Raw genomic sequence first — 4,316 nt, 5'->3', positions numbered from 1 at the left:
ACCATGACCCAAGATGTGTTGCGGTGATCAAGTGCACGCTCGAGCTGGGCAGGGCGCTGGGCATGTCGGTGGTCGTCGAGGGCATTGAAAAACAAGATCAATATCAACAGTTGCTGGAGCTTGGGTGTGTGCAGGGGCAGGGTTATTTTTTTGCAAAACCCATGACCGAAAAAGATTTTTTGACTTGGCTGGGAGCGCGCGCCCCCTCTGGAAAGCGCGTCTGACGGTCTGCTGGCTGGTTTGGAAGGATATATAAATGCCCACACGTTCTTTACGCATCTTGATTGCCGATCACGTCCACCTGCAGCGCTTGAACCTCGAACGGATGCTCAATTACTGCGGCTACCATCGAGTGGCGCCCGTCTCTTCGTTGGAGGAGTTGCTGGCGATGATCGACCATGCCATTGAGCCCTTCGATCTGTTGCTCATCAACAGCGCATTTGTCGGTGGCGCCATGCTTGATCTTGAAGCGTTCTGCCAGGATTGCCCGAGTGTGCACCATGCGTTGATTTACGAAGGGCTGCCCCTGGCGGTGCCAAAGGCCGAAGGAAAACCGCCGGCAAGGGTGATCAAAAAGCTGCCGGGCGTTCCGGATACCGCTGCCATCAAAGGTTTTATGGACCAGATCGACCCCGCACGACCGACACCTTCACGGTATTTTTTCCTCACGCCTGCCCGCTGAACGGGCGGCGCGCGCATTCGCTACGTGCTTCCCTCCCCAAGTCGCTCCACTGCTCAACCCACGCAACGCCCCTAGGGCGTTGGTGTGTTCTTCAGTTGTTTGGCGGTGCCGGGAAGGTAGGCCACCTTCAAAAAGTAATCCTTGCCCAACAGCTTGCCCTCGCCAAACCAGGTCATGCCATTCTGCTGCAGTTTCAACCCGGAAAAATCATACTCGAACAGGGTACGGGTACTGCTGACGAACATGAACTGATCCGCGTCCAGCTTCAGCACTTTATATTCGGTGCCGGGCGGGGGCGTCTGCTCTTTCAAACGCAGCAGATAGTCGGCTGCCAGGCCCGCGAACATCTCCATGGATAACTGGCGGTATTGTTCCAGCGTCAGCCCTGGACGCTGTTGCAGCTCGGTGGCGATCAGCGCGAAAAAATCCGCATTGGTTTGTGCGATCGCCAGCTTGCCCGGCAGACTCGCCAGCAGTTTTGCCTGATCGATCTGAGGCTCACGTTTTTCTACCGGTTTGTTCTTGTCCTGGGGCGGGGCACTTGCCTGCTCGACCAGCAAACCGTTCAAGCTCAAGGGTGACAGCACGCTGATTGCCAGATACGCCGCGCAGGCACGGGTCTGCGCCTGGCGGTCACCGTTTACCAGCAACGACAATGGGTGGCCCTGTGGGGGAATGCTTTGTGCGTTGCCGCCTTGCTGCTGGATGAAGTGGTTGACGTTTGCCTGCTGGGTCTCGCCTTTGGCCAGGGCGCAGATCTGTTCCATGGCCAAGGGGTTTTTATGCGGGACGAGGGCGTCTGCCAGGCTGAACACCGCGCTTTGCAGGATGGGCAGGGCGGGCACGGCGAGCCACTCGGGCTGGCTGGCAGTAGGGGGAGAGGTTTTTTCCTGGCACCCGGCCAGGCCCAGGCAAGCGATCAAACCAAAGCATAGCGGCAGTTGGGTTTTCATTCAGGGGATCCTGTCGTGGGCAATCCGTAGGTGGGCATAGGGATGTAACTCAGCGTAGAAGAAAAATGCCCTGTGCGAGCCTGATGCAAATCTGAAGGCAGGTGAACCAAATGTGGGAGGGGGCTTGCCCCCGATAGCGCCGGATCAGTCACTGATGCTGTGAATGACACACTGCTATCGGGGGCAAGCCCCCTCCCACATTGGATACCTGCATTACGCGCAGGCCGGGCTTTTTTCATTATCGGTTCGGTTCGCAATCACCACTGATAACCAACCCCCACGGCCACGCCAGTGTCATTCTGGCTGCTCGTAGTGCCCATGAAGTTGGTCGACCAGCGACCATTCTCGGACACGTGCGAAACGCCAATAGCCAGTGCCGATTGCCCGCGGTAATTACCCATCGCCACCGACGTCATGCTGCCGCCGGCCACCGACGAGCGCGGCAGGCTGGCCATTGCCATGGCGCCGGCGATACCAGCGCTCAGGGTGTCGTCCTGCTGCTTGAGGTTGTGTTTGAGATCGGCAAAGCGCTGATCGGTGTAAGCCTTGGAATTGATGTTGGCATTCATGATGCCGCGGCTCACTTGGTCAATGTTGGCGGCATCCGTGCCACGGGTGCCGGCTGCGACATTGGTGATTTGGCGTTCGCCACCCGCGCTACCTACCGAGACGCTGTTCTCGCGATCCGCCACCGAGTTGGCCCCCAGGGCCACGCTGTTTTGTGCCGTTGCCTGGGCGCCGTTACCCGTTGCCGTGGCATTTTCAGCGCTGGCCACGGTGTTGCTGCCTACGGCCATGCTGTTATTACCCGAGGCTTGCGAGCCCATGCCACCGGCTACCGCGTTGGTACCGCTTGCCTTGGGTTGCGCTGCGGCGCGGGTGTTGTTGACCTGGAATGCACCGCTGGTGCCGTTCTGCACACTGGTCACCGCTGCTTCGACTTTGGTCACGCTGCTGGTGACGTTGGCAATCGCGCCGTCCACATTTTTGATCGAGCCTTGAATCTGATTCAGGCTGGTATCGGTGTAGGCCTTGGACTCGGCCACCGCACCATCGAGCTGACGCACATTGACCGCATCGGTAGCCCGGCTGCCATCAGCCACGTTGCTCACTACGCGTGTTTCGCCGGTGGTCGCGTTGCCTACCGATACGACGCCGGCCGTGGTGTTGCTTGCATTCGAATATTTGCCGGTATAGGTCTCGGTACCGCGCTGGTCGTCACTGGCGCCCTTGCCGATGGCGACACTGCCGGCAGCGGTGGCTTTCGCGCCGTCACCCAGCGCTACCGAACTGCTGCCGCTGGCAACAGTTTCATTGCCCACGGCAATGGCCGCCGTACCGCTGGCTTGGGCATTGGGGCCTACTGCCATGGCATCGGTGCCGGTGGCCAGCGAATCGGCCTTGGACGAACTGGCGTGGAAGTACTTGATGCTTGAGCCGCTGTTCACGATGTTGTTGAGCTGAGTCGTCAGGCCGACAACGGTGTTATTGGTCAAGAAAAGCTGGCTGCCATTGACTGCGTCGGTGCTGGTAGCACTGAGGCTGCCGGCGGCGACGTTGGTCAGGGTGGTCGCAGCGCCACCTGGGTTGAAGGTCACTCGCGTTTTACTGTTCACGTCATCGTACTTGACGCCCACCGCAGCGGTATTGGCCAGGCTGTTGCTGAGGCTCGTCAAGGCATCGCCGACATTGGTGCTGGTGGTGGCGGTGGTCGTATTGCCTGCCGTATCGATGGTGGTGGTGTTGAAGCTGGGCGCGGTTACAGCACCCGTCACCGGATCCACTTGCGCGCCACCGCCCAGTGCATTGACGACGTATTGGTTTTGGCTCCCGGAGTTGGCAATCAAGTTATTGAGCTGGGCGGTGGTATTGAACAGTTGGCTGCCGTTGACCGCGTCTGTACTGGTAGCGCTCAGGCTGCCGGCAGCGACGTTGCTCAGGGTCGTTGCTGTGCCGCCTGGGTTGAAGGTGACCCGGGTTTTGGTGCTCACATTGTCGTACTTGACGCCCACTGCAGCGGTGTTGGCCAGGCTGTTGCTGAGGCCAGTCAAGGCATCGCCGACATTGTTGCTGGTGGTGGCAGTGGTTGTATTGCCAGCCGCGTCGATGGTGGTGGTGCTGAAGCTTGGTGCGGTCATGGCGCCAGTAGTCGGATCCACCTGCGCACCGCCACCCAGAGCGTTGCTCACACTTTGGCCGAGTTGGCCGATTTGGTTGCCGGCGCTGTTGGCGAGGTTGCTGATCTGCGTGCTCAGGTTGGTGACCGAGGTATTGACGTTGGTGCTCAGGTCGGTGACCGAGGTGTTGGTGGCATTCAACTGGCTGCCGTTGACCGCATCCGTGCTGGTGGCTGACACCTGCCCAGCGGCGACATTGCTGATCTGCCGCTCGGCACCGACGGCACCGACACTGAGCACGCCCACAGGCGCAGTACCGGCGTAATTGTAAGTGGTGCCATTGATCACGCCGCTGGCAGTTGCAGTGGCCGCAGCGGTGGTGGCGCCATTACCCAGGGCCAGGGAGTTGGCGATGCTGGCATTGGCACCGTTGCCCAAGGCAATGGCGTTGTCGGCCGAAGCAGTTGCCACCGGGCCGATGGCTACGCTGTCGGTGCCGGTGGCCGTGCTGTCGCCCAGGGCCGAGTTGCTGTGGAAGTACTTGATACCAGCGCCGTTGGTGAC

4 protein-coding genes are annotated in these 4,316 nt (G+C 60.0%); 2 read left to right on the top strand and 2 right to left on the bottom strand.

The genetic code is table 11. The features are described from left to right. Together E4P00_RS27710 and E4P00_RS27705 are read left to right on the top strand one after the other, a co-directional pair. Positions 1 to 224: EAL domain-containing protein (locus E4P00_RS27710; RefSeq protein WP_248133404.1), on the top strand; the 224-nt coding region annotated here is incomplete at its 5' end. Positions 225 to 256: 32 nt separating this feature from the next. Further along, positions 257 to 682, top strand: coding sequence for a response regulator (locus E4P00_RS27705; RefSeq protein ID WP_078820959.1), 426 nt, complete (start codon positions 257 to 259; stop codon positions 680 to 682). Between the two features lie 71 nt (positions 683 to 753). Here E4P00_RS27705 and E4P00_RS27700 read toward each other — a convergent pair whose 3' ends face one another. Together E4P00_RS27700 and E4P00_RS27695 are read right to left on the bottom strand one after the other, a co-directional pair. Continuing rightward, on the bottom strand, positions 754 to 1,635 hold the full coding sequence (locus tag E4P00_RS27700) for a hypothetical protein (protein ID WP_078820960.1): 882 nt from the start codon (positions 1,633 to 1,635) through the stop codon (positions 754 to 756). Between the two features lie 257 nt (positions 1,636 to 1,892). Next, on the bottom strand, positions 1,893 to 4,316 hold a 2,424-nt coding region (locus E4P00_RS27695), incomplete at its 5' end, for a YadA-like family protein (protein ID WP_248133403.1).

This window comes from Pseudomonas sp. B329 (assembly GCF_023127835.1).
GTDB lineage: Bacteria > Pseudomonadota > Gammaproteobacteria > Pseudomonadales > Pseudomonadaceae > Aquipseudomonas > Aquipseudomonas synxantha_A.
This window is presented reverse-complemented; position numbering and strand designations above follow the sequence as displayed.